This window comes from Helicobacter sp. MIT 05-5293 (assembly GCF_000765665.2).
Lineage (GTDB): Bacteria > Campylobacterota > Campylobacteria > Campylobacterales > Helicobacteraceae > Helicobacter_C.
The window spans coordinates 840,275-862,451 of sequence record NZ_JROZ02000001.1; the positions used below are offsets into that span (position 1 = coordinate 840,275).

General features: G+C 37.0%; 26 protein-coding genes. 14 read left to right on the forward strand and 12 right to left on the reverse strand.

The features are described from left to right. Window positions 1-184: 184 nt before the first annotated feature. The 3 genes from LS68_RS04270 to LS68_RS04280 form a co-directional block, all read right to left on the reverse strand. Window positions 185-502, reverse strand: coding sequence for a TRL-like family protein (locus tag LS68_RS04270; protein ID WP_138091014.1), 318 nt, complete (start codon window positions 500-502; stop codon window positions 185-187). Window positions 503-781: 279 nt separating this feature from the next. After that, a complete protein-coding gene (locus LS68_RS04275) occupies window positions 782-1,366 on the reverse strand; it encodes a YigZ family protein (protein ID WP_034369557.1) in 585 nt (194 codons plus the stop codon). Next, entirely contained in the window at window positions 1,359-1,814 is a 456-nt protein-coding gene (locus tag LS68_RS04280; RefSeq protein WP_034369553.1) for an META domain-containing protein, read from the reverse strand. Before LS68_RS04280 ends, LS68_RS04275 begins: the two co-directional genes overlap by 8 nt. Window positions 1,815-1,956: 142 nt before the next feature. Between LS68_RS04280 and LS68_RS04285 the strand changes: the two genes are divergently transcribed. From LS68_RS04285 to LS68_RS04295, 3 genes are all read left to right on the forward strand, one after another. Beyond that, window positions 1,957-2,745 (forward strand): histidinol-phosphatase, encoded by a 789-nt coding sequence (locus LS68_RS04285; protein ID WP_034369548.1) that lies wholly within the window; start codon window positions 1,957-1,959, stop codon window positions 2,743-2,745. 100 nt (window positions 2,746-2,845) lie between these two features. Then, complete coding sequence (locus tag LS68_RS04290) at window positions 2,846-3,418, forward strand: adenylate kinase (protein WP_034369547.1); 573 nt, start codon at window positions 2,846-2,848, stop codon at window positions 3,416-3,418. A gap of 171 nt (window positions 3,419-3,589) precedes the next feature. Next, the gene (locus LS68_RS04295) at window positions 3,590-4,372 is read left to right on the forward strand and encodes a DUF3943 domain-containing protein (protein WP_081950874.1); all 783 of its coding nucleotides are present in this window, start codon (window positions 3,590-3,592) and stop codon (window positions 4,370-4,372) included. 7 nt (window positions 4,373-4,379) lie between these two features. Here LS68_RS04295 and LS68_RS04300 read toward each other — a convergent pair whose 3' ends face one another. Then, window positions 4,380-4,970 (reverse strand): hypothetical protein, encoded by a 591-nt coding sequence (locus LS68_RS04300; protein WP_241993667.1) that lies wholly within the window; start codon window positions 4,968-4,970, stop codon window positions 4,380-4,382. A 4-nt stretch (window positions 4,971-4,974) separates the two neighbouring features. Beyond that, window positions 4,975-6,489, reverse strand: a complete 1,515-nt coding sequence (locus LS68_RS04305; RefSeq protein ID WP_052100134.1) for a DEAD/DEAH box helicase — start codon at window positions 6,487-6,489, stop codon at window positions 4,975-4,977. Between the two features lie 144 nt (window positions 6,490-6,633). Here LS68_RS04305 and LS68_RS04310 point away from each other — a divergent pair, with 144 nt between their 5' ends. From LS68_RS04310 to LS68_RS04360, 11 genes are read left to right on the forward strand one after another with little or no spacing between them, the layout of a single operon-like run. After that, complete coding sequence (locus tag LS68_RS04310; RefSeq protein WP_034369545.1) at window positions 6,634-7,347, forward strand: cytochrome c biogenesis protein CcdA; 714 nt, start codon at window positions 6,634-6,636, stop codon at window positions 7,345-7,347. Window positions 7,348-7,394: 47 nt separating this feature from the next. Beyond that, window positions 7,395-8,624, forward strand: a complete 1,230-nt coding sequence (locus LS68_RS04315) for a metal-dependent hydrolase (RefSeq protein ID WP_138091018.1) — start codon at window positions 7,395-7,397, stop codon at window positions 8,622-8,624. 26 nt (window positions 8,625-8,650) lie between these two features. Next, on the forward strand, window positions 8,651-9,481 hold the full coding sequence (locus LS68_RS04320) for a mechanosensitive ion channel domain-containing protein (protein ID WP_138091021.1): 831 nt from the start codon (window positions 8,651-8,653) through the stop codon (window positions 9,479-9,481). A gap of 9 nt (window positions 9,482-9,490) precedes the next feature. Then, window positions 9,491-10,762, forward strand: a complete 1,272-nt coding sequence (locus LS68_RS04325; protein WP_138091024.1) for a metal-dependent hydrolase — start codon at window positions 9,491-9,493, stop codon at window positions 10,760-10,762. Then, window positions 10,749-11,240: a low molecular weight protein-tyrosine-phosphatase gene (locus LS68_RS04330; protein ID WP_034369745.1), complete on the forward strand. Its 492-nt coding sequence runs from the start codon at window positions 10,749-10,751 to the stop codon at window positions 11,238-11,240. Before LS68_RS04325 ends, LS68_RS04330 begins: the two co-directional genes overlap by 14 nt. 7 nt (window positions 11,241-11,247) lie before the next feature. After that, complete coding sequence (locus LS68_RS04335; RefSeq protein WP_034369746.1) at window positions 11,248-11,622, forward strand: Spx/MgsR family RNA polymerase-binding regulatory protein; 375 nt, start codon at window positions 11,248-11,250, stop codon at window positions 11,620-11,622. Further along, entirely contained in the window at window positions 11,619-12,986 is a 1,368-nt protein-coding gene (locus LS68_RS04340) for an SH3 domain-containing C40 family peptidase (RefSeq protein WP_034369748.1), read from the forward strand. The genes LS68_RS04335 and LS68_RS04340 overlap by 4 nt, the downstream gene beginning before the upstream one ends. Then, entirely contained in the window at window positions 12,983-13,876 is an 894-nt protein-coding gene (locus tag LS68_RS04345) for a zinc ABC transporter substrate-binding protein (RefSeq protein WP_241993668.1), read from the forward strand. The genes LS68_RS04340 and LS68_RS04345 overlap by 4 nt, the downstream gene beginning before the upstream one ends. Continuing rightward, window positions 13,873-14,697, forward strand: a complete 825-nt coding sequence (locus LS68_RS04350) for an ABC transporter ATP-binding protein (protein WP_138091027.1) — start codon at window positions 13,873-13,875, stop codon at window positions 14,695-14,697. The genes LS68_RS04345 and LS68_RS04350 overlap by 4 nt, the downstream gene beginning before the upstream one ends. Beyond that, window positions 14,694-15,512: a metal ABC transporter permease gene (locus LS68_RS04355; protein WP_241993669.1), complete on the forward strand. Its 819-nt coding sequence runs from the start codon at window positions 14,694-14,696 to the stop codon at window positions 15,510-15,512. The genes LS68_RS04350 and LS68_RS04355 overlap by 4 nt, the downstream gene beginning before the upstream one ends. Next, window positions 15,509-15,733 (forward strand): DUF5408 family protein, encoded by a 225-nt coding sequence (locus LS68_RS04360; RefSeq protein WP_034369750.1) that lies wholly within the window; start codon window positions 15,509-15,511, stop codon window positions 15,731-15,733. Before LS68_RS04355 ends, LS68_RS04360 begins: the two co-directional genes overlap by 4 nt. A gap of 53 nt (window positions 15,734-15,786) precedes the next feature. Here the strand turns inward: LS68_RS04360 and LS68_RS04365 are convergent, their stop codons facing one another. The 7 genes from LS68_RS04365 to rsmI are packed head-to-tail and all read right to left on the reverse strand — an operon-like array spanning window position 15,787 to window position 22,177. Next, on the reverse strand, window positions 15,787-16,122 hold the full coding sequence (locus tag LS68_RS04365; RefSeq protein WP_034369752.1) for a YraN family protein: 336 nt from the start codon (window positions 16,120-16,122) through the stop codon (window positions 15,787-15,789). Further along, complete coding sequence (locus LS68_RS04370; RefSeq protein ID WP_034369754.1) at window positions 16,122-17,438, reverse strand: homoserine dehydrogenase; 1,317 nt, start codon at window positions 17,436-17,438, stop codon at window positions 16,122-16,124. The genes LS68_RS04365 and LS68_RS04370 overlap by 1 nt, the downstream gene beginning before the upstream one ends. Window positions 17,439-17,446: 8 nt before the next feature. Next, a complete protein-coding gene (locus tag LS68_RS04375; protein ID WP_034369756.1) occupies window positions 17,447-18,655 on the reverse strand; it encodes an LL-diaminopimelate aminotransferase in 1,209 nt (402 codons plus the stop codon). Window positions 18,656-18,682: 27 nt separating this feature from the next. Beyond that, a complete protein-coding gene (locus tag LS68_RS04380) occupies window positions 18,683-19,495 on the reverse strand; it encodes a hypothetical protein (protein ID WP_034369758.1) in 813 nt (270 codons plus the stop codon). Beyond that, window positions 19,489-20,634, reverse strand: coding sequence for a hypothetical protein (locus LS68_RS04385; RefSeq protein ID WP_034369760.1), 1,146 nt, complete (start codon window positions 20,632-20,634; stop codon window positions 19,489-19,491). The genes LS68_RS04380 and LS68_RS04385 overlap by 7 nt, the downstream gene beginning before the upstream one ends. Continuing rightward, window positions 20,624-21,310: a 23S rRNA (guanosine(2251)-2'-O)-methyltransferase RlmB gene (rlmB, locus tag LS68_RS04390; RefSeq protein WP_034369762.1), complete on the reverse strand. Its 687-nt coding sequence runs from the start codon at window positions 21,308-21,310 to the stop codon at window positions 20,624-20,626. Before rlmB ends, LS68_RS04385 begins: the two co-directional genes overlap by 11 nt. A 12-nt stretch (window positions 21,311-21,322) precedes the next feature. Beyond that, window positions 21,323-22,177: a 16S rRNA (cytidine(1402)-2'-O)-methyltransferase gene (rsmI, locus tag LS68_RS04395; protein ID WP_034369764.1), complete on the reverse strand. Its 855-nt coding sequence runs from the start codon at window positions 22,175-22,177 to the stop codon at window positions 21,323-21,325.

Genomic DNA, 22,177 nt, shown 5'->3' on the forward strand with positions numbered 1-22,177 from the left:
ACATTGTTTTAAAAATATTTGACATATCTTTTAGGCTTGAATGCCAATTTCATTTTTTGAAGATAAAAATGCTTCTTTTTGAGGTTTAATAGTTATAATTGATTGAAAGGAGATTAAAATATTTTATAGGTTAAGCAGATAAGCACAGATTCTGCGCTTATCTATCTAGCAATCCCACAAAGGCTTAGTTGCCTTTTACGATTGTTGTTTTAGTAGTATAGATTCCAAGAATGCTGAAATTTTTAGAATCTACACTCTTGATTTGGCTAATACTACCATTTGATGCAGCTGTATTCACAGAACAATCACCTAAGGCTACAAGACCAAGGATATTAGTGCAAGTCGCACTTCCCTCTCTTGATGCAGAGCTAGAAGAAGTTGCCGTAATAGGCGTAGTATTATCTGAAAAAATCAGACCATTTTCTGCCCCGATAACACCGCCACAACCGCTAAAAAATGCTAAAGACGCACCAAGACCTAAGGCTAAAACAAATTTTTTCATAAAACCCCTTTTTTTACAGAAAAATATTCACTTGACAAATACTTTATCTCACAATAATAGTGCGAAACTCCATAATATGCGCAAGTGTGAAAAAATGCTATCAAAAAAAAAAAAAAACGGCTTAAAAAACAAAAAACTATAGGAAAAACTTCATTTGTGGGTAATTTTTACTGATTAACTTAATATGAAGCAAAAAATCAAAAGCTACTTTTATACTTTACTCTTGAAGTCTTGTAGCCAATTACACAGAATCAATAAAGGGATTATACAAAGATACAATCACGACAATAGTTTTGCCTTTAAAGTATTTAACACATCTTCTTGACCTTGAATACTTACTTTTACTCCCGAAGATAAAAATGCCTCTTTTTTAAGGCTTAATCCACACTTGCAACACTCGTATTCGATTTTTGAAAGCTTTGAATAAGGCACTTCTAAAATCAAATGGGAGAGAAAAATAAAAGGTTTCAGAATCTGCTGTTTTTTGGCATCATTGATTGCTTCTTGCACCGCTATGGTATAGGCTTTCACCAATCCTCCTACGCCCAAAAGCGTGCCGCCAAAATAGCGCACTACAATCACACCTGTATTGACTAATCCCTCACCGCGCAAGACATTTAAACAAGGCAAACCACTGCTGCCTTTGGGTTCTCTGTCATCATCACTGCTTTCAACAATCTGCCTATATTCATTAAAATGCCGACTTGCAGAGACAAAATGCACTGCCTTGGGATGATTTTCTCGTAATATCTTGAGGGTTTGGGCAAAAGATTCGTATGAAACCAAAAAACTCAAAAAATGTGAGCCTTTTATCTCATAGCTTCCTTTTGCCTCTCCATTGACTTGTGCTAATTGATCATTCATCTGCTTTAAGGCGCAAATAATAGCTTATTTCACTCCCTTTCAAGAGCATTTCTTTATAATTCCGACTGACGACAAATGTCCCATTTAAGCCTCTGACAAACAAAAATTCATAGCGATTGTCTTCAGTAGGATAGCAAACTCGCCGACTTGAGCCTGCATTACTCATCGTAAGCTTCTTACCTTTTAAGGCAAAAGTTGCAAAATAATTATTGCAAGAACCCACGCCAAAGATTCTGTCTTCGTCTGCATCAAATTCCATTGTAGATTTCGCATTTTGAGTAGGTATAATCTCTTCCCCGCTTTTTAAGACAATCTTATAAACATACCAATGTTTGCCATCATCTAAAAGTGTTTCTTTGTTTTCTTGTTTGATCAAATCAATAAAGCAACCATTGACAAAAATTGATAAAAAAATAATAAAAAAATATTTTGTTGTTTTCTTCATCATCATTGTGTCCTTAAAAGTAAATGGGGAATTTGTAAAAATAAGTTTTCCTACCTAAAAAATAAAATTATAGAATCTAAACACAAATAAATTATAATATTTTGCGCTAAAATGGAATTTTTATTTTGAGTTTTAGAGGTTTGATATGCACATTGATTTACATAATCATACAATCTTTTGTCATCATGCCACAGGTTGTATTGATGAATATATACAAGCAGCAATTGCACAAGGTATCGATGTTTATGGATTCTCCTGTCATTCGCCTATGTCTTTTGACAAAAACTTTCGTATGAATCTCGAAGAATTTTCTCAATATTGTCAAATGCTCCAAACAGCGAAAGCTCATTATGCTGATAAAATCGAAATCTTGCTCGGTATGGAAGTGGATTATATTCTTAACCATGAAAATCTCATCGAACAAGCCGTGCTTGATTATCCTTTTGATTATTTAATCGGATCCGTGCATTTTTTGGACGATTGGGGCTTTGATAATCCTGCATTTATCAAACAATATTCGCAAAGAAACATTGAAGAATGTTGGGAACAATACCTCTTATCCATTACTAAAATGGCACAGAGTGGGCTTTTTCAAATTGTGGGGCATTTTGACTTACTCAAAATTTTTGGACACAAACCCAAAGATATTCACCAACAATCCATCAAAGATGCTTTAGAATCTATTGCAGACAATCACCTTGCTATTGAGCTTAATTCCGCAGGGTGGAGAAAGCCTATTAAAGAATCTTATCCTTCTAAAGAGATTCTCACTCAAGCCTTTAAGCTAAATATCCCTATCACATTTGGTTCAGACGCACATAGTGTCGAACAAGTCGGTTTCAAATATCAAGACTTGCGTCATCTTGCACTTGAAGTAGGCTACACACAAGCCGTTTTTTTTAGACAAAAACAAAGTGTTGTCATAGATATTTGATGCGTAATTTTCAAAAATCCAAAAGGCTAATTTTAAGATTCAAAGCGTTATAATCCGACATCACTTTATCAAATCTTGGAATCTTGGAAGGAGAACATAAATGAAAAAATTATTTTTAATCATCGGGGCACCCGGCTCTGGGAAAACAACAGATGCGCAATTGATCGCTCAAAACAATAAAGATTCAATCGTGCATTATTCTACAGGGGATTTATTACGCGAGGAAGTCGCTCGAGGTAGCGAACAAGGCAAACTCATCAATAGCTTTATCTCACAAGGGAATCTTGTGCCTTTAGATATTGTTGTCAGCACCATTGTTAATGCAATCACAAACGCACCCAAAGATGTGATTCTCATCGACGGTTATCCTCGAAGTGTCGAGCAAATGGAAGCCCTTGACAAAAAGCTCAAAGCACAAGATCAAGTGAGCCTCACAAATGTGATTGAAGTCGAAGTCAGCGAATCTGTGGCGCGTGATAGAGTGCTAGGAAGATCTCGAGGCGATGATGATAACATTGAAGTATTCAATAATCGTATGAAAGTATATCTTGAGCCACTTCAAGCAATTGAGACATTTTATACTCAAGAAAAAATCTTACAAAAAATCAATGGTGAGCGCACAATTGAAGCGATTGTCGGCGAAATGGAAACATTCATCAAAAGCAGAATCTAAAATTATTTAAAAAAATTATTTTCAAATACAAGATTCTTTTTACTCTCTAAGCGAAGTTTAGTCTTGCTTTGAGGGTGAAAATTTGCTTTGCAATTTTATTTATTAATTTAATGTTTTGTGATAATCTTTAAGATTCTAAAATCAATATTAAAACAAAATGGGAATTGATAAATGAAATTTTTACGCATCATTGTTATTGCTCTATTTATTTCTTCTTTACAAGCTAATACAGATTCTGATATAGACTATAAAAATCTCGCTCCCATTCAGACAAAACCAACTCTAGATTCACCCACCTCAATCAATAATCCCTATATTTATGAACCCACACACAGAGGACGATATGTCCTCACAAGCACAGGTGTGATTGTCTTGGGGACGATTGCAGGAGCAGGGATACTCTATCTAATGCCAGAGAGTGCCACTAATTGGAACAAAGATGATATTGTCAATCTTGGCAAACAATGGAGAAAAAATGTCAGTAGAGCACCGGTAGTAGATGCTGATGATTGGTTTTTGAATTGGATCACACACCCTTATTGGGGAGCAGTGTATTATATGCAAACTCGCGTAGCAGGCTATAGCTGGAGTGAATCTGTGCTTTATAGTGCGTTTGCTTCGGCATTTTTTTGGGAGTTTGGTATTGAAGCATTTGCGGAGATTCCCTCATGGCAAGATCTTGTGATCACTCCCGCCATCGGCTCAATCTTTGGTGAATTATTTTTTCGTGCGACAAGACATATTCAAGCTAATCAAAATCGTTTGCTTGGCTCTAAGATTCTAGGAAAAACTTCTCTTATCTTAATGGACCCTATCGGAATGGTTATGCAAGATTTTGGTTTAGCTAAACTCGTAGGCATATCAAATAAAAATCAAACACAAAGTTTTATGATACCTATAAGTGATACAAGGGGAGGGGTTGGTGTGCGCCTCGTCCTTGCAATGCAATGGTGAGGTTTGCTTAAATACTGAACGCGTAATAACTAAAACTCACAATAAAAACATCATTATTAAAGCGCATATGATTCAGCTCTGACTTACCGCTTTGGTATCGAAAACCTCTACGATAGCCTACGCTCAACCCATATCCTTTTGCAATATCTAAGAAAATCTCTGCATTTACAAGTCCGCCATAAATGCTGTATTGATTTCTTTGTGTAGAAATTTCAGGTATGGCTAGATTCTGTAACTCAAATCCACCCCCAAGATGCGCAATAATGCGTCCATTAAAAAGACGATAACCGACCTGCCCCCCAAGTGAGAATCCATACAAACCATTACGATTTTCTTTCCCTGCAGAGCCATCAAGCCAAGCATTTAAAAGCATTTTTCTTTGCTGACCGAGTGCCAAGCCTCTTTTAATCCCAAATATTACCGCTCCACGCTCACTTTTATAATCCCTACTTGTATTTTGTGTGATAGCATAAGTCCCGCCAATATGAAGACTTGCAAAACCTCTCTTGCTACCCACAGGCGCAGGAGAAAAATCAAGTGCATAAACACCACAACCTATCAATAAAAAACCCGATGCGACTATATTTTTTAGATTCACTTCGTTATCCCCAAATATTTTCAGTATAAGGCTCACTTTTATCAACGCGAGAAAAATGTTTTTTTGTCTTTTGAGACTTTGATGGTGTCCTTGACTGATATTTTCTGCCTTTTGGTTTATATGTTTTTTCTTGATTCTCTAAATCTCTTTCAAGTTTAGCAATCTCTGTTTTACTCAAACCAATTTTGACATTTTGAGAAGATTCCAAATATAAAGAAATCAGCTTAAGACATAATTGCGTGGTGTCCATTTTGTCTCTTAATTTTTCATAGATTCCCACAGATTTATCACTGACTTGTGTTTGGGCAATTTTTTGAGAAAACTCATCATCACGATATTCTTGTGTAATCTCACAAAGTTGCAATTTTGCTTTTGTGATTTGCTTGATTTTACTCAAGTCTTTATATTCAAGAGGTGTGGCAAGTGTAATTGCTACACCCTTTTTTCCAGCGCGTCCCGTGCGCCCTATTCGATGCACATAACTTTCAGGATTCAAAGGAATATGATAATTAAATACATGACTCACATCACTAATATCAAGCCCACGCGAAGCGACATCAGTCGCAACCAAAAGTTCAATTTTATTTTCTTTAAAACTCTTAACAGCCTCTCTACGATCGCGTTGCTCCATATCTCCATGTAAAGCTACTGCCTTAAAACCACGATTGATAAGTCTTGTAGCTAACGCATCGGCTTCTTTTTTCATACGCGTAAATATAATGCTTTTAGAAGGATTTTGCATCTCAATCAACCTTACAATCGCCTCATCACGCTCGTTTTCATTAATGATATAGTATTGTTGCTCAATATCTTGATTAGTTATATCTGTCGGTGTGATTTTGACAAATTCTGGCTCTTGGAGAATCCTCATTGCAAGCTTCTTGATAGGTTCAGGCATTGTCGCAGAAAACAAAAGCGTCTGACGATCGTTAGGCAAAAATTTGAGAATCTCCTCAACATCATCTAAAAACCCCATATCAAGCATTTCATCACTTTCGTCCAGCACAACAATCTTGGGTTTAAAATGATTGATTCGACCATTTTGGAGATGATCAAGCAGCCTACCCGGCGTAGCAATCATTACTTTAGGATTCTTCTCTAAAAGATCACATTGTCTTTTAATACTCTGTCCGCCATACATACAAATTGTCTTAATGCGTCCAAAACGCCCAAGCTTTAGAATCTCCTCGCTAATTTGCATCGCAAGTTCTCGCGTGGGAGTGATAATCAACGCTTCCACATCTTTATTTCTACCAAGATGATTGAGGATAGGTATAGCAAAAGCAGCTGTTTTGCCTGTCCCTGTTTGAGCTTGCGCTATCAAATCCTTGCCTTGAAGTATGATAGGGATACTTTGAGCTTGCACGGGGCTAGGTGTAGAGAATCCTGCTTCTTTAATACCTTGAAGCACAAAATTTTTTAAACCAAAATCTGTAAATGTCGGCTCTGAATCAGTTTTTTGCGCAGGTGATGAGGATAGGGACGAATTGTCTTCTTGTTGTTCTTGTTGGATATTCATTTATATAACCTTAAAAGTTTTAATATTTTGGGATTATAACTAAAATCTATCATTTTACATTCACTTTCTTACAAATATTATTCTCTCGGTTAAATTAAAATGTGATAATTTCACAAAATACAAAATATTACTATTGAGGAATTTATGCTAAACAATCTTGATTCGATGCTTTTGGCTTTCTATCATCACTTACCCTTTGGAGCAAGTTTTTTAGCTGGGATTCTGACTTTTTTGAGTCCTTGCATTTTGCCTTTGATACCCCCTTATATGTCGTATATCTCTGGTATTTGCATTGAAAATCTCACACAAGATTCACGCTCATATCGTCTTCGCGTGATTTATACTTCTTTATTCTTCATTGCTGGATTTTGTTTGGTATTTATCACTTTAGGGCTTTTTGTATCTTCATCTTTGGGACACTTTTTTACATCAATATGGGTAAGATACATCACCGGTGGAATTATCATTGCCTTTGGGATACATTTTATTTTCCCTCTCAAATTTCGCTTCCTTTATAAACATTTTTCATTGTCTTTTGACCATAGTAAATTTGGTTTCCTCGCACCATTTATCTTAGGTATTGGCTTTAGTATTGGCTGGAGTCCGTGTGTAGGACCTATCCTTGCCTCAATCTTAACACTTTCAATGACGCAAAGCTCTGATGCGTTTTGGTTGATGCTGTGTTATTGCTTAGGATTAGGCTTAGCCTTTTTCCTTGTTGCCCTACTTATCAACACTGCTCTTTCTTTTCTTAAAAGAATTACGCCCTTTATGAAAATCATTGAAATTATTTCGGGAATCCTGCTGATTCTCATAGGGGTTTTAGTCATTTCCAAAAAAACGGATTTTTTAATATAATAATCCCAAAACAATTCACCAATATTTATCAACAGAGGAGAAAACTGATGCTTTTTAAAGATGCGACTTTATGCGACTATCGCGGGAGTAAAAAGGCTGATTTGCGTATTAAAGAGGGATTGATTACTGAAATAGGCACACTTACAGCAGAATCTGATGAAGAGGTTTTTTCTTGTCAAAATAAGCTTTTGATGCCCGCCATTATCGACCTTAATGTGATGCCAAAAAGTGCCTTACTTTCAAGGAAAATGCTTCTCTCTCTTGCTCAAAAAGCCCTAAAAGGTGGGGTAGGAAGTGTCTTGCTCTCTCCTTTTACGACACCAAGTTGTGATGAAAGCCGCTCTATTGAACTGATTAAAAATATTGATAAAGAAACAGCTATTCATCTGATACCCTCCATCAACCCTCTTGATGAACACAACAAATTAAGCAACATCAGTATTTTAAGTGCTGGTGGCGCACAAGCAATCTCTAGTTATAGCGATATTGATGCAAATCTTCTCATGCGCATTGCTCAATACGCTCAAATGATACAGATTCCCTTAATGTGCTTTTGCCAAGATCGCACTTTAAGTGATGGTGTGATTAATGAAGGCATCTTAGCTACCACACTTGGTTTGCCCTCTATCCCACCTTATAGCCAAACCAAAGAAGTTGCAAAGATTTGCGAAATGCTACGCGATATGCCCCTGCAAATTGTCTTTAATGCCCTTGCATATCCTCGAAGTCTCGAGATTCTCTCTACTATCAAAACAACAAACCCAAAAGCACATTTTTATTCACAAGTCTCGATTCATCATTTGATACTTGATGAAAGTCTGTGTGATAACTACAACACCACAGCAAAAATCAATCCTCCTCTTGTCAGTAAGCAAGACCAAAAAAAGCTCCTTAAAGCACTTGAATTAGGAGAAATTGACTTGCTCACAAGCCTACAATGTGCGGATTTTAATTCAAACAAAGATCAAGTCTTTGAACTAGCAAGTTTTGGCATTGATGCAATCAGTGATTATTTTTCATTATTTTTTACTCATTTATATTTGCCTCAACATCTTTCATTAGAGAATTTTTCAAAATTAGCAAGCCATACACCCGCACAGATTCTTAATCTTAATCAGGGTTCTTTAGAAGTAGGTAAAAATGCTGAATTGATGCTGATTGACACACAGGCAAGTTATCAAATCACTGATAGCTTCTCGCCTTATTATCAACAAACGCTTCAATCCGTTGTAACTCATCTTTTTACACAAAATCAACTTTACAATACACAATCTTAAATCAATCATTTTAAGGAGTTTTATTTATGCCTGAAGTTTCTGAAATCCAAACACATTTTTTTGAATTATTTCCTCAAGCCCAACATTTTGGAATCTTGCTTCTCAAAGCCTTGATCATTATGCTTGTAGGCTATTATGTCTCTAAATTTATCCGTAGTAAAGTGCATAAAGCAATTGCCAAAAAAGATCATATCCTTGCAAATTTTATCTCACAAATTATTTTTATTCTCTCCATAGTCGTGATGATTCTTGCTGCATTAGGCACAATTGGTGTGCAGACAAATTCTATCATTGCGGTGCTTGGGACTGCAGGTGTGGCAATCGCGCTTGGGTTGAAAGATTCTCTTTCATCAGTTGCAAGTGGGATTATCCTCATCATATTGCGACCCTTTAAACAAGGTGATTTGATTGAATTTGATGGTATGATAGGAAGTGTCGAAGTGATCAATCTTTTTACAACACACTTGCGACTAAATGACGGAAAATTCGCCATTATTCCTAACAGCAATATTGCAAAAGCCAATATTATTAATACAACCTATAACGAACAACGGCGCATTGAGCTGATTTTGGGTGTAGGTTATGAAAGTGATATTGATTTGGTAAAGAATCTTGTTATAAAAGTTTTTAATTCCTGCCCAGAAGTGGATTTGACACAGGGCTATTTTGTCGGATTAACCGAACTTGGAGAAAGCTCACTGAATTTCACTCTGCGATTCTGGGTAAAGCTCGAATATGGCGTGATTAATGCACAAAGCAAAGTATTAGAGGCGATTAAAAAGATTCTCGATGAAAATCATATTGAGATTCCCTACAATAAACTTGATGTCAATATTATCAAGCAAGATGCGTCATAAGGACGGATAATGAAACACTCATCACAAAATATACGCATTTTTGGTGCAAAAGAAGTCTTTGTATGCGATGAAGATTTTCAGATTCTACAAAATGGCGGGATTGCTTTTGAAGAAGGTAAAGATACGATTCTGTGCGTTGATACATTCGAGAATCTGTGTGTGCAATTTCCCGATGCCAAAACACATTTTTCTCCTCAAGGCATTCTACTTCCAGCACTGATTAACCCTCACATTCATTTTGAATTTGGCGGACATATTGCGCGTTTTAACTATGGGGATTTTGGAGCATGGCTTGATAGCCTTATGGAACACAGAGATTCTATTCTTGGCGACCTTAAAGACATTATCCAAGAAGGCATCAATGAGCAGATTCTCTGCGGTGTAGGCAGTGTGGGTGCAATCAGCAGCTATGGCGATGATAAAGAGATTCTCGCACAAAGCCCTCTTCGTGTCGTGTATTTTAATGAAGCAATCGGCAGTAATCCTGCGAGTGTTGATTTTTTGTATCAAAATTTTTTACAACGTTTTGAAGATTCTCGCAAACTCAAATCATCTACTTTCATACCTGCAATCGCCCTTCACTCACCCTATTCACTTCATTCTATTATGGCAAAACATCTCATTGCACTTGCCACAAAAGAATGCGCACCTTTAAGCGCACACTTTTTAGAATCCCATTACGAACGCGAATGGCTTGAGACATCAAGCGGTTATTTTAGAGGATTCTTTCAACGACTTGCTTCACTCAAAGATCCTACAAGTTTCTACACACCCTTAAGCTTCCTTGAAATGCTTTCACCTTTGAGCGACAAATCCCCTATTTTGCTGACGCATTGCTTGCACACTTCGCTTAAAGAACTTGCACAAATCGCACAGCTAAATGCTACTATCGTTATGTGTCCGCGTTCAAATCGCTTGCTTAGCAATCGATACTTTGATATTAAATCATCACTTACACATCACATACCTGTGGCAATAGGCACAGATGGTAAAAGCTCTAATTTTAATGTGAATCTCCTTGATGAGTTAAGATTTGCTCTTTTTGCATATCCTCAAATGGATTTGTTAGAACTTGCTAAAATGCTTATCTTGGGTGTTACATCGCGCGCTGCTAAAGCTCTAGGATTGCAAAATGGAACACTTCAAACAGGAAAAAATGTCGATTTTGCCCTTTTTGATTTTCCTGAATCCCTTAATCAATCCCCTTTGTCATTTATCTTACATGCAAAGAAACCTCAAATACTCTATGTCAATGCAAAGTGCGTCTATGGAAGCCGTTAAAAGTATCTTGTTTGTATGTCTGGGCAATATTTGCCGCTCTCCTCTTGCTGAAGGGATTGCAAGAGATATAATCCGACAATACAATCTTGATGTGAAAGTAGATTCTGCGGGGACAAGTGGTTGGCATATCGATGAAATGCCTTGTGCAGGTTCGCGAAATATCGCCAAAAAACACGGATTAAATATTGATGATTTACGCGGTAGGCGTGTGAGCATTTACGCTGATGATGATTTTGACTTACTCATTGCCTTAGATTCTAATAATCAACGTGATTTGATTTCTTTAGGCTTTGAAAAATCAAAGATTAAAAAAATGGGTGATTTTGGCTTAAAAGGCGCAGATATTCCTGACCCTTATACTTATAAAGATGAAGAGGGGTTTGAACGCATCTACCAAATGCTTAAAATTTGTGTGCATCAGCTACTCTCTATACACTATCCTGTGGTAGAATCTCATCAGAATCTACAACAAAAATGAGGGTATTATGGGCGTTCCTCTACTTTATGGTATCAAAACTTGCGGAAGTGTGAAAAAGGCAATAAAACTGCTTGATTCACATCAGATTGCGTATGATTTTATTGATCTTAAAATCCACACTCCAAGCCTCAAAGATATTGAAATATGGGCAACACAAAAAGGCATACAAACGATTCTCAACACCAAAGGTATGACTTATAAGAATCTCAAAAAAGACAATCAATTGCCCCAAAATGATACTCTTGAAGAAAATATTGCACTTCTTCATCGCGTCCCTATGCTCCTTAAACGCCCTATCATCTCTTACAAAGAAATGCTTGTTGTCGGTTTTGATGAAGACGCACTAATGAATTTTGTACAATATGTTAAGGGCAATCAATGATTCTCAAGAAGATTCTTAATCTTTTTCCTATATTTTTTCTTATATTTTTTCTTACTTCCTGCTCTTCAAAAATCATTCAAACAACACAAATTAAAGATCTACAAACCCTTCCTCAAGATGCCTCTTTCTACATTGATTCTCAACAAGAAAAAGCGACTGCAAAGGTTGCCGCAAAAGATTTGCAAGCCTTGCAAAAAGATTATTTAGAAAAATTCTATTCCGTTTGGAAGCAAAAGCCCAACCCAAAAACCGCCGAAATCTTTTGGATTAAGCCCTCTTTGCTTTCATCACCGGGTTTTGGCGAACATCTCCAACCTAACAGCAAAGAATACACAAAAAATATCCTTGATACGATGCAAATTGAACGCTACCCTAGTCTCAATAAAAAAGCAATCATCACAAGAACTACTAATGTGCGTGCTGTCCCCACACAAAAACCAATGTATAACAAAGTCGATGGGTATCCATTCGATCGTTGGCAAAATTCCTTGATTTTTGCAGGCACACCCGTGCTTGTTACGCATATCAGCACATCTAAACGTTGGGTGCATATTCAGTCTGGCTTTGTTTATGGCTGGGTTGAAGCAAACGATATAGGCTATATCACAGATTCTCAAATCAAAGCCCTTCTCAACAAAACACAATACATCACGCCTATACAAGATATAGTGAGTGTTGTTGATTCTAAAGGACGCTATGTGCTTGATGCACGCATCGGACAAATCTTCCCAAAAGCACAGATAAGTAAGCCTGATGCACGCAGAATTTACTTTTATGCCTATATGAGAAACCCCGATGGCTCCGTCAAACAAGAGATTCTTTCCGCACCAAAAGATACCTTTCAACGCTTTCCATTACCTACACAGCCTCGCTTGATCGCTCAAACAATCAACACGATGATAGGGCAACGTTACGGGTGGGGCGGACTAGGAGAAAATCGTGATTGTTCGGCTTTTATTAGGGATATTTTCACCCAATACGGGATTTATCTTCCACGAAATTCAAAAGCCCAAGTCTCCTATGGCAATAACAGCATTGATTTAAAAGCACTTTCGTCAAAAGAAAAAGAAGCTTTCATCATCGCTAATGCTACACCTTATATGACATTATTATGGCAACAAGGGCATATTATGCTTTATATTGGGCAATATCAAGGTAAAGCATTAATCGCTCATAGTGCTTGGAGCGTCATTACAGGCAAAAAATATGAGAATATGTTAGGGGGTGTTGTCATTACCACACTTCATACAGGGGAAGAACGCAATGGTCTTTTTGCCCATTCAGACTTACTGATCGATAAGATCAATGCTATGTCTGATCTCTCAATCCTTGCTCAAAATATCATTGATAAGGGCAAAAAATGATTAAAATATTTCTTTCTGTTATCCTATTGATGATGCTTTATGCACCGATTTTTGCACAATCTTCAACAATTCACATCATTGTAAGTGTCTTACCTCAAAAAAATATAGTAGAACGCATTGGCGGAGACTTTGTGAAAGTAGAAGTGCTCGTGCCTAAAGGCAAATCACCAGAGATTTATGAACCAAATATCACACAGATGAAAACCATACAAAACACTCGAATCTTCTTTGGTGTCGGTATGCCTTTTGAGCTCAAATGGCATCAACGATTTCTCAATATCAATCCTCAATTAAACTACCTTAACCTTGCAGAATCTGCATTGCCACTTCATGAGCATGACTCACACGATCATCGCCATAATCCCCATGTTTGGCTCTCGCTCACACAGATAGAGAATCAAATCACACAAATCACCCGACAATTAAGCGTGCTTGACCCCAGCCATAAAGCCATATATGAAAGCAATCAAAAGCAATTCCTGCAAGAGATTTTTACCCTCAAACAATCAATCCAAAATGTCTTTGACACACCTAATACCCAAAAGAAATTTCTTGTTTATCACCCTGCATTTGAATACTTTGCGCAAGAATTTGGTTTAGAAGAATTAAGCATTGAGCATGATGGCAAAGAACTTAAAGGGGCAGATTTGAGCAAACTTATCCAAGATATTAGACTTTATGAGCTTAAAGTGATTTTTATCCAACCTCAATTTTCCAAACAACGCGTGCAAATGCTTGCCAAAGAGCTTAATATGCGTATCATCGAGCTTGACCCACTTCAAGATTTATGGCTAGATTCAATGCAAACTTACACATGTCAAATCGCTTTTTCACTCTCCGAAAAAGAATCACAAGCTTGCATCAAGCAATACTTCAAGGCTCAACAATGAATGAGACACTTTTTCATATTAAAAACTTAAGCTTTGCCTATGATTCTCAATTGGTGCTTGAAAAGATTGATTTTACCTTTTGTAAAGGCGATTTTTGGGCGATTATCGGACCTAATGGTGGGGGTAAAAGCACACTCATTAGGCTTATTTTAGGAATCTTAAAGGCAAAAGAGGGTGAAATCAAATTTTGTCAAAATTTTGACACCAAACACATTGGCTATGTCCCTCAAAACACAAATGAAAATATCCATTTTCCTATTCAAACGCAAGATGTCATTAAAATGGGATTCTTAAAACCAAGTATTTGGGGATTTCGCACAAACAAAGCGCAAGAAAGACAGATTCAAGAAATTATGGAGAAGCTTGATATTTTACATTTGTCTCATAAGCCTTTATCCAAACTTTCTGGTGGGCAGAGGCAAAAAGTATTGATTGCAAGAGCACTTATCAATAATCCCACACTTCTAGTCCTAGATGAGCCGACCTCTAATGTTGATTCGACTTCGCAAAAAAGTATTTATAAACTTTTAGAATCTCTCAATGCCAATGGGCAAAGTATCTTAGTCATCAGTCATGATATTTCGGTGCTTTTAGGGTATGCGAAAAAAGTTCTCTACATCAATAAAAATGCTATCCCTCATACGATTCCTAAACTCAATTTGGAGTTTAACTCACATATTTGTGAAGTAGATATTCTCACACATTTTGCAAATCTTTTAGCGACCAATGCGCGAGATTCTAAAGATTCTTGTATTACTTCAGAATCTCACCATTCGCATCATCAGATCAATACACAAAATTCTCCAAAGACACAACAATGAATATTTTTGAACTCTTTTCATATCAATTTATTTGGATAGCTTTAGGCGTCTCTTTTCTTGTCAGTATTTGTAGTGGCATCGTTGGCTCTATCATAGTAGCAAATAAAAATGTCTTTGTCGCAGGAGGAGTAGCGCATAGTGCCTTTGGTGGCGTGGGCTTGGCATTATTTTGCGGATTTAGCACAATGCTTGGCGCAGTCATTTTTAGCGTGATTATGGCTTTATTTTTGACTTATGCAAGTCTGTATCAAAAAGAACGACTAGATACCTATATCGCTGCAAGTTGGGCTTTTGGAATGGCTTTGGGCGTGATTCTTATCGACTTAAGTCCGGGCTATAATAGCGACATTTCAAGCTATCTTTTTGGCTCAATCATTGCTGTGGGTTATGAAGAAATACTCATAATGCTTGGGTTTGATGTCTTTTTACTCATCTTTGTGGGATTATATTATCATCAGATTCTTAGCCTTTTTTATGATCGAGAATTTTGCCAGCTTAAAGGGCTCAATACCGCCCTTTGGACAATGGCACTTTTTATACTTATCGCCATAGGTGTAGTAATCAGTATGAATGTAGCAGGTTTGATTTTGGTGCTTGCACTTTTGTCTATTCCTGCTTATATTGCTAATCTTTTTTCACAATCATTACGCACGATGATGATTCTCTCTTGGATTGTTTCATTAATTTTTATATGGGGAGGTTTATTTGTCGCTTATTATTTAAATATCAGCATTGGAGCATGTATAGTGATATTGCTCTCAATTGGAATGTTTGGAGCATTAATATTTAAAAAACTTACTAAGGAGAAAAAATGAATCCCAGAGAAGACGATCCCTGTGCTATCGCTAAACGAGCGGTCAAAATCAGCATTGCCTGCATATTATTTATGCTTTTACTAAGCTTGATTAATATTTACATTCTTATCAATCAAGTCTCTGCAACCGCTGCAATGAGTAAAGAAATCAAAGTTTTGCAAGCCCACATTGGAGAATCTGCAGAATCTACAGATTCTCAAAGAATACTCCCATCGGAATAAGATGAGGGTTTCTTAAGGCAGATTCAAAAAACTTAAAAGAAATATTACAGGGATTATAAAGCACCCATTGTGATATTTTCTATCAGCTCACATTGCCCCCTTTTGACAATAAGCGCATCAATACAATACACATTTGCAAGACGATGTTTGGTGAGATAAATATGTGTCGCTTTGATAAGCTTTTGAAGCTTTTGGGCTGTGAGATTCATAATAGGCTCAAAGTTTTCACCGCTTTTTACTTCGACAAAATGAAGCACATCATCTTTTGTAGCGATAATGTCGATTTCTCCATATTTTGCGAAAAAATTCCTTTCGATAATTTCAAAGCCATTCTGCTCTAAAAAGAGGCAAGCAAGATTCTCACCTTCTTTGCCCTTTTCCCTACTCATTAAAGATTCTCTAATTCATCTTCAATACGAATCTTATAAGGCTTTTGTGTAACAAAATCAAGCTTTTCCAATTCATTAAGAGCATCTTTAATCTCGCGCTCGTAATTATGATGTGTTGAAAACAATAGCTTAGCAATTCTCTTGTCTGCTGTTTCCTTTTGTAAAAAGGCTTTAATAGAAATATTATGATTCCCGAGAATCTGTGAAATCTGCCCCAAAACACCGGGCTTATCATGTGCGTATAGTCGGATATAATAGCGAGAGTAAATGTCATCAATGCTTTTAAGCGTAAAACTTTGAGTATTTTCACTTTCAATAGGTTGTTTAAAGCCTAACATCACGGAGTTTTTACCTTGTGCAAAGCTGATTAAATCACTAATGACAGAACTTGCTGTCGCCTCTCCTCCAGCACCTGCACCATAATACATACTCTCCCCTACACAATCCCCTATGACGCTGATTCCATTCATTACGCCATCGACTTTGGCAATCATCGCATTTTTAGAAATCATTGCAGGGTGAACGCGTAACTCAATACAAGAATCTGTCTTTTTTGCGATTCCAAGTAGCTTAATCACATAGCCAAATTCATTAGCAAACTCCATATCATCAGGCGTGATACCCTCAATACCCTCTATCAGAATCTCTTCGGGCAAAGCATTGATCCCATAAGCCAATGATGCAAGGATAAGCAATTTATGTCCTGCATCTCCGCCGCTAATATCTAAAGTAGGATCAGATTCTGCATAACCAAGTGCTTGAGCATCTTTGAGCGCATCTGAAAAACTTTGCTGATGTTGGAGCATCTGCGTCAAAATATAATTACTCGTGCCATTGAGAATCCCGCGTATGCCTACGATATGATTTGCACTCAAACCATCTTTCAAAACGCGTATGATAGGGATACCTCCGCACACACTCGCTTCAAAACCAATTGCCAAATCCTTAGCAAGGGGTTGAATATCATAACGATGATAAGCTAACATCGCCTTATTTGCAGTAACAAACGCTTTATTCGCACGAAGCACCTTTTGGGCAATATCATAAGCAAGGTCAATACCCCCCATTAGCTCAATCACCACATCAATCTCTGCATCTTCAAGCAAATCTTCAATCCGTGTGCTTACAGACAATGCAATGCCTAGCTCCGCAAGTTTTGCTTGAGCCTTTGACACATCTCTGACAATCGCTTTTTTTAGCACGATTTCTCTTCCAGCTCGTGCTTTAATCACACCTTGATTACGCACAAGCAATGAGGCGACTGCCGAACCTACCGTGCCTAAACCGATTATCCCCACAACTAATGGCTGCGACATATCACACCTTATTGAAATGATTTAAGAAAAACTTTAAGATTGCGTGCAGCTTGTCGGATTCTCTTTTCATTCTCAATCAAAGCAATACGCACATATCCCTCACCATAAGATCCAAACCCTACTCCCGGACTTACAGCAATTTTCGCTTCTTTTAAGAGTCGTTTAGAAAATTCTAAACTACCCAAACTCTCTGCACATTGAGGAATCTTTGCCCAAATAAACATACTTGCTTTAGGTTTTTTCATCTCCCAACCTGCCTCACCAAAAGCTTTTATCAAGACTTCCATACGCTTTTCATACTTACCCTTGATTTCTTCAATACATGATTGATCACCATCTAATGCCACCGTGGAAGCGATTTGCATTGGAGTATAGATTCCATAATCAATCCAACTCTTGATTTTTTGTAAAGCTCCTATCATCTTGGCATTACCCACTAAAAATCCCACACGCCAACCTGCCATATTGTAGGTTTTGGACAAAGTATAGCTTTCCACAGCGACATCTGTCGCGCCGGGCACTTCAAATATACTAGGAGTTTTAAATCCATCAAAACAAAGCTCCGCATAAGCAATATCAGAAATAATATAAAATCGCTCTTCTTTTGCCATTGCGACTAAACGTTCATAAAATTCCTTATACGCCACAATCGTAGTCGGATTATGAGGAAAATTCACAACGACAAATTTTGGCTTAGGCATCACTTCTTTGAGCACGCGTTTAAGATTTGCAAAAAAATCTTCTACATCAAGCTCCATTTCATCATTCCACTTCAAACCAAAAGTCGAAACATTCGCTCCATTAAGGATAAACGCATAATAATGAATCGGATATGCAGGTTCAGGGACAATTGCGTTATCACCTAAATTAGTGATTGCTTGCACCAAATGGACATAACCTTCCTTACTCCCCATTGTTACGCACACTTGAGATTCTGGATCTAAATCCACATCATAGGTTTTCTTATACCAATTGCAAATCGCTAAACGCAACTTATAAATGCCTCTACTTGCTGAATAGCCTTGATTTTTACCCTTTCTTGCAGATTCACAAAGTTTATCAATCACATGTTCGGGTGGGCTTCCGTCTGGATTACCCATTGAAAAATCAATCACATCTTCATTATTATGGCGCATTTCAAGCTTGATTTCATTAATTGCGGCAAACACATATTTAGGCAAGCGTTTAATCTTCTCAAACTGAATCTCATCAAACATCACTTCCTCCTTTGTTTTAGGTTCTCATTAACGCAATTGAACGCTAATCCCGTTTTTTAAACTCTCCGAATTATCATAATCTGTAATCATCACAAAACTCACTCCATTAGGAATCCTTACCTTCAAAGAAGCTGTAGAACTTGTATTTGCGATCAAATCAACGATATTTAAATTTTTATCATAAAGCACCACACGAGGATTCCATTTTGGAAAATCTAATGCTTGGATATAAAGCTCTCCACTTGAATTGACATTTAGCCAATATTCACCAGAAGCTTCGCGAAGCCTAAGCGTATTAGTCTTATTGATAAACTTCGTGTTGGGAAGTCGTGGTTCATTTACCTCCAAAACATATTCCCATTTTTGTGCGTTAATGCGTTGAATATCCAAACATAAGAATCCACGCCGTGATAGCTCATCGATGATGATTCCCATATCTGGACTGTGTTCGGTATTAAAAGAAAATTCTATTGTAGAAAGCCCATTGCTGTGTTCTGCTTTAATCACAACAAAATACGAATACCCCATTGCTGTAAGAATATTATCAATAATTTTAGTCAATAATATCGGACTTGTGCGCGCACTAAAACTTAGTCTGACTTCACTAGGTTGCCCAAAACGCGAAGAAAATAAGCCATTAGTTTTAAGGGCATAAACAATTTTTGCCATATCTAAGCGACCATTAGTGTAATACAGATTCTTATTGGCAAAAATACGATTGATAAAATTGACATTGACTTGATAGCTTTGATCGCCGATAAGATTGCGCACTTTATCGTCTAAAATATCTGCACACAAACACGATGCACATATTAAAAGCATCAAAAGTTTTCTTACCATTCTAACCCACCATTAAGTTGCTTAAATTTTGTGTAATTAATTTCTGTAACGCTTGAACCATCATAATACATTCTCACAGGTGCTTTAGTGCCATGCTCGACATCTTTACCATTAAGCACCAAAGTAAAATTACTATGCCCCATTACAAACAAAATACGACCATTGAGTTTAATATCATATTGACTTTGATAGGCAAATTGCTCTTTACTTCCCGTATCAAGATTAATCACACCTAGCCACAAATCACCTTGTGATTGGATATGCAAAACATTATCATTGCTCGTGTGAACATTAAGAGAATTAGTTATTTCATCAGCTTTTTCTTCGTTAGCAGAAGGTGCTTGGAAAAATCCAAAATCTTGTGCTTGTGTAGGTGTATCTTGTTTTTCTTCTTGAGGAGCAGGAGTCTTTTGAGAATCTACTTCACTAGGGCTTTCTACTAAAGTCTCGCCGCTTCGTATCTCTACATCAGATGAGGTATTGTTTTGCTCTTCTGAAGTATTGTTTTGCTGAAGCGCATCGACATCAAAAAACATTCCTTCATATTGAGATTGCACCTCTTCTTCTTGTTCTTGTGTATGAGATGGGGCAACGCTCGGTTTTTGATATTGATTCTGAATGGCAGGTTCTTGATAATCCTGTATAAACGCTTTATAGGCAAAATATCCCATGAGACAAAGTAAAATCAATACGAGAATCCCATAAATCCAAGTATAAGATTCACTATCTGATTTTGTAACGGGCTTTGTTTTTAAAGTAATATCAAGCACCTTATTTTCTCTCATCTTTTGTTCTTTAATCGCCTCATCGCCAGATTGAGAATCACTTTGCGCTTCAGCTTTAGCCACTTCATTTTCATTTTGTTTTGTAATGACTTGTGAAACATTAGTAATATCTTCTTTACGCGTATGCTCTTGATAAGCCAAAATCCAATCACTCAAATCAATCCCATACTCTCGCTCTAAAATATTAATAAAGCCCTTTGCACGCACCTTATCAATATTATCAAAGCGTTTTTCAAGCACATCTTCAATCTTTGAACTTGCAAGTTTTGTGCTTTTACTGATTTCCTTAATACCTATTTTTTTTAAACCTTGAAGCTTTTTATCCAAAGCTTGCATATCAATTCTATCTTGCATATTTTATCCTATCAATTAAAATTCCCGTAGCGACAGCCACATTGAGTGAATCAAAATGATGTTCCATTTTTATGGAAAGTATTTTATCCATTTTGTGCTTCAATCGTGCTGATAAACCTTGAGATTCACTCCCTAAAAACAAAGCCCATTTTTTACTTTCATCTTTATATTCATCTTTTCCTTGCATATCCGCACCATACAAGCTAAATCCAACATTTTTTAACTCATTAGGTATATCTAACACATTCGTATAAAAACAATAAGGCATATCCAAAAATGCTCCACTAGAAGTGCGCAATATACCTTCTTGTGCTACTTCGCTTAATGTCGCACAAATCACTATGCCCTCTACGCCCAAAGCATAGGCTGTGCGAAAAATCGAACCCACATTACCCACATCAGTAATACCGCATAATATGAGCAAAGAATCTTTCTGTCTCATCTCATCAAAAGAAGATTCTAAAGGTGGTGTGATTTTTGCTAAGATTCCTTGATGATTACCACCTCTTGCAAGAGCTTGAGCTTTTTTAGAATCTACCCTCTTGATAGGCTTATTAGCCCCAACAAGTCGCGCAAAATCACCTTTGGGCAATTCTTTAGCAAGGTAAAACTCTTCAATAGATTCTCTATGAGATTGCAAAGCATAAAACACAGGTTGTTTTCCGTATAAAATCATTTTCTTGGCTTCCTAAATCTCTTGAGGGTCAATAATAAGTGCTTCATAGCATTCTTTGACGCTTTTTGAAGTCATTTTGCTTAAAATCTTTGCCTTAATCTTAGGAGGAATATCAAGCATCAATATTTCTTGATAATTTAAAGAGTGTGCCTCTGGGATAGATTCTGGATTATTACAATCCAAAATCACCACCCATTCACCGCTAAGATTTGCATCTTTGAGAATTAAATATATTTCCTCTGCTGTGCCAAAGTAACGCTTTTGATGTAATTTTGTGAGCTCTTTTGACACGACAAGCCGTAAATGAGGTAAAAGTAAAGCAATATCGCCAATCGTCTCAAGAATCCGATGCGGGCTTTCATAGCAAATAACACTATAAGGGCTATGTAAGGGCAGATTAACTAATTGAAGAATCTTTGCTTTACGCTCTTGGACTTTATGAGGCAAGAATCCGATAAAGAAAAAGGGGGTAGATTCAATACCGCTCCCACTGAATGCGACATTGAGCGCACAGGCTCCGGGTAAAACATCAAATATGATATGATTTTTGATTGCAAATTCGACAAGTTTTGCACCGGGATCACTGATACAAGGCATTCCTGCATCGCTAAGATAAACAACATTACGGGTAAAAAAATCAGATTCTAATGATTCTAAAAATGAATCTTGGTTGTGAGAATGGAATGGGAGAAAAGTCTTTTGTTCAGTATCACATTCAAGCAATCCCCGAGAAACAAGGATAGAAAAGAGCTTTTTGCTTACTCTTGTGTCTTCACAAAGAATAATTTGTGCTTCTTTTAAGACGCGTAACGCCCTTAATGTAATATCTTCTACATTACCTATGGGCGTGGGCACGAGCGTCAGCAC

What these genes read in the sequence shown, in the direction of transcription:
- LS68_RS04295 (WP_081950874.1), top strand. Translation starts at nt 3,590, where the DNA reads ATGAAATTTTTACGCATCATTGTTATTGCTCTATTTATTTCTTCTTTA.
- LS68_RS04370 (WP_034369754.1), bottom strand. Translation starts at nt 17,438, where the DNA reads ATGTCGCAGCCATTAGTTGTGGGGATAATCGGTTTAGGCACGGTAGGT.
- LS68_RS04360 (WP_034369750.1), top strand. Translation starts at nt 15,509, where the DNA reads ATGAATCCCAGAGAAGACGATCCCTGTGCTATCGCTAAACGAGCGGTC.
- LS68_RS04285 (WP_034369548.1), top strand. Translation starts at nt 1,957, where the DNA reads ATGCACATTGATTTACATAATCATACAATCTTTTGTCATCATGCCACA.
- LS68_RS04350 (WP_138091027.1), top strand. Translation starts at nt 13,873, where the DNA reads ATGAATGAGACACTTTTTCATATTAAAAACTTAAGCTTTGCCTATGAT.
- LS68_RS04335 (WP_034369746.1), top strand. Translation starts at nt 11,248, where the DNA reads ATGGGCGTTCCTCTACTTTATGGTATCAAAACTTGCGGAAGTGTGAAA.
- LS68_RS04375 (WP_034369756.1), bottom strand. Translation starts at nt 18,655, where the DNA reads ATGTTTGATGAGATTCAGTTTGAGAAGATTAAACGCTTGCCTAAATAT.
- LS68_RS04290 (WP_034369547.1), top strand. Translation starts at nt 2,846, where the DNA reads ATGAAAAAATTATTTTTAATCATCGGGGCACCCGGCTCTGGGAAAACA.
- LS68_RS04275 (WP_034369557.1), bottom strand. Translation starts at nt 1,366, where the DNA reads ATGAATGATCAATTAGCACAAGTCAATGGAGAGGCAAAAGGAAGCTAT.
- LS68_RS04320 (WP_138091021.1), top strand. Translation starts at nt 8,651, where the DNA reads ATGCCTGAAGTTTCTGAAATCCAAACACATTTTTTTGAATTATTTCCT.
- LS68_RS04355 (WP_241993669.1), top strand. Translation starts at nt 14,694, where the DNA reads ATGAATATTTTTGAACTCTTTTCATATCAATTTATTTGGATAGCTTTA.
- LS68_RS04385 (WP_034369760.1), bottom strand. Translation starts at nt 20,634, where the DNA reads ATGCAAGATAGAATTGATATGCAAGCTTTGGATAAAAAGCTTCAAGGT.
- LS68_RS04340 (WP_034369748.1), top strand. Translation starts at nt 11,619, where the DNA reads ATGATTCTCAAGAAGATTCTTAATCTTTTTCCTATATTTTTTCTTATA.
- LS68_RS04315 (WP_138091018.1), top strand. Translation starts at nt 7,395, where the DNA reads ATGCTTTTTAAAGATGCGACTTTATGCGACTATCGCGGGAGTAAAAAG.
- LS68_RS04345 (WP_241993668.1), top strand. Translation starts at nt 12,983, where the DNA reads ATGATTAAAATATTTCTTTCTGTTATCCTATTGATGATGCTTTATGCA.
- LS68_RS04365 (WP_034369752.1), bottom strand. Translation starts at nt 16,122, where the DNA reads ATGAGTAGGGAAAAGGGCAAAGAAGGTGAGAATCTTGCTTGCCTCTTT.
- LS68_RS04305 (WP_052100134.1), bottom strand. Translation starts at nt 6,489, where the DNA reads ATGAATATCCAACAAGAACAACAAGAAGACAATTCGTCCCTATCCTCA.
- LS68_RS04280 (WP_034369553.1), bottom strand. Translation starts at nt 1,814, where the DNA reads ATGATGAAGAAAACAACAAAATATTTTTTTATTATTTTTTTATCAATT.
- LS68_RS04310 (WP_034369545.1), top strand. Translation starts at nt 6,634, where the DNA reads ATGCTAAACAATCTTGATTCGATGCTTTTGGCTTTCTATCATCACTTA.
- LS68_RS04330 (WP_034369745.1), top strand. Translation starts at nt 10,749, where the DNA reads ATGGAAGCCGTTAAAAGTATCTTGTTTGTATGTCTGGGCAATATTTGC.
- LS68_RS04270 (WP_138091014.1), bottom strand. Translation starts at nt 502, where the DNA reads ATGAAAAAATTTGTTTTAGCCTTAGGTCTTGGTGCGTCTTTAGCATTT.
- rlmB (WP_034369762.1), bottom strand. Translation starts at nt 21,310, where the DNA reads ATGATTTTATACGGAAAACAACCTGTGTTTTATGCTTTGCAATCTCAT.
- LS68_RS04325 (WP_138091024.1), top strand. Translation starts at nt 9,491, where the DNA reads ATGAAACACTCATCACAAAATATACGCATTTTTGGTGCAAAAGAAGTC.
- LS68_RS04380 (WP_034369758.1), bottom strand. Translation starts at nt 19,495, where the DNA reads ATGGTAAGAAAACTTTTGATGCTTTTAATATGTGCATCGTGTTTGTGT.